Below are 2,393 nucleotides of genomic sequence, written 5' to 3'. Positions count from 1 at the left end.
ATATTCTGATCAAACATTATTGTTGGAAGACACTAATGTTTGATCAGTTACAGTAAAGTCTGTTTATTTACTTTACTGCTTAAAGAGGTTGAATCATTATTCGACTGTAATCGACAGCTAGTGAAATGGAAACGCGCCTCTTGAGGTGCATATTGATGGCCAACCTCATTAATTAGAACAGTATTTTCTCGCCCTGATTGGCGTACCCTCCGCCGACAATCAACACTTTCAACCCCAGTTAGAATTGGCATATAACAGACTAAGCGTAGAGCATTAGAGAGCGATTAAGGCTGAGGAAGCCACGTTACAGTTACCACTCATCCATATAGATAACCCCACCGCCAATACCCTGTATATAAGCAACTGATAAGACCGAAATTGAGCTTGAGAGATTACAATCCCTAGCTTGGTGAAGCCTTGGCCGGAAGTTAAGGCGATGAATAAAATGCCGACCTTGAGGATGCCGTCTTGGGGGCTAGTCGTTAAACCGCTCAATCTGTGGGGAGTGGCTGATTGTTCAATGATTTGCTCAACAATACCGCACTTCCGAGCTAATGATGTTTGTGCTTTCGGAATAATCTTACAACCATAGATAATAAAATAATCGTATTATCCCCTCGTCTTATCTCCCTTAATTTTAATTCGATTAATCTATCTTAATGAAAATGAAAAAATATTTAATTTTAATCAGCGCATTAGGTGCACCTAATGCGCTCAACTTGTGGCGCAGAAGGCAGGCTGCAGATGACCAAACTGCCGAAGGAGGATCTCAAAATTTCAGAATTGAAATTACCATCCCCAACTTTCAGCTTCAACTTCAACTTCAAGAGTAGGTCGTATTATGACTAAATTTTTTAAAGGTTTATTTGCGCTAATAGTATTACCTCTATTGATGCTGTTGACAGGCTGTAATTCAGACGATGTGTCTTCTGAACCAACAGTGAAATTAGAACGCATAGATATTACAGCGTCACCATTAACAACGCGAGGAGTGAGTCAACTGACGCTTGCGGTAGGTGACAAGCAGCCTTTCGATGTTGTTGGTCACTACTCTGATGGCTCGTCTCGCATATTAACGGATTCAAATGCGGTTGATTGGCATGCAAGCGACTTGGATGTGGTTCTTTTTGATGCACCGGGCATCATTACTGGTAATACGCCTGGTGTGGTGACCGTGCATGCCTCTAGTGGCAACATTGCCAGTAACGATGTGATGGTTAACGTGAGCTCAGCGGAGATCACCGAGATTACAGTGACGCCTTCGCCAGTGCAGGTCGCGCAAGGTCAAACTCAGCAGTTGACTGCAATGGCGACGTATAGTGATGGCACTTCATCTGATGTGACGAATTCTGTTACGTGGACGCCAACAGATACTGTTACGGCAACGGTGACGACGGAGGGGCTGCTCTCTGGGGTTGAGGAGAACAGTACAACCCTTACCGCCACAAAGGCCGGTGTGACCAGTAACGAGGTGACGGTCAATGTGAGCTCAGCGGAGATCACTGAGATTACCGTGACCCCTTCACAGGTCAATATTGCGAAAGGTCAGACTCAGCAGTTAACGGCCATTGCGACGTACAGTGATGGTACTTCATCTTCTGTCACCAACTCAGTGATGTGGACGCCAGCCGATGCCAATACAGCAACAGTGACGTCAACAGGTTTGATCACTGGTGTTGGCGTGGGTTCTACGACGATGGCAGTTACCAAAGATGGCATTACCAGTAACACGGTGAATGTCACCGTCTCCTCGGCTGTGATTACTGCGATTCAAGTGACGCCTTCACAGGTCAATGTTGCGAAAGGTCAGACTGAACAGTTAACGGCCATTGCGACGTACAGTGATACGACTTCCTCTGACATCTCTAACTCAGTGACGTGGACAGCAGCCGATACCAATACCGCCACGGTGACGTTGGATGGTTTGCTTACTGGTGTCGAAGTGGGCTCTACAACGGTAACCGCCACCAAAGATGGCATTGCCAGTAATGCGGTGAATGTCACTATCTCCTCGGCTGTGATTACTGCGATTCAAGTGACGCCTTCACAGGTCAATGTTGCGAAAGGTCAGACTGAACAGTTAACGGCCATTGCGACGTACAGTGATACGACTTCCTCTGACATCTCTAACTCAGTGACGTGGACACCAGTCGATACCAATACCGCCACGGTGACGTTGGATGGTTTGCTTACTGGTGTAGAAGTGGGCTCTACAACGGTAACCGCCACCAAAGATGGCATTACCAGCAATGCGGTCAATGTCACTGTCTCCTCGGCTGTGATTACTGCGATTCAAGTGACCCCTTCTCCTGTCAGTGTGGCGAAAGGTCAGACTGAACAGTTAACGGCCATTGCGACGTACAGTGATACGACTTCCTCTGACATCTCTAGCT

The 2,393-nt window shown here is 46.6% G+C and carries 1 protein-coding gene; it reads left to right on the top strand.

Annotation, left to right across the window (positions count from 1 at the left end):
• Nucleotides 1-841: 841 nt before the first annotated feature.
• Nucleotides 842-2,393 (top strand): Ig-like domain-containing protein (locus AACT21_RS09305; RefSeq protein ID WP_176430168.1); only part of this gene is annotated, 1,552 nt, incomplete at its 3' end.

This window comes from Vibrio sp. V08_P9A1T1 (assembly GCF_963874405.1).
Taxonomy (GTDB): Bacteria; Pseudomonadota; Gammaproteobacteria; order Enterobacterales; family Vibrionaceae; genus Vibrio; species Vibrio anguillarum.
Note: the sequence above shows the minus strand (reverse complement) of the source record. Positions and strands in the feature narration are given on the sequence as shown.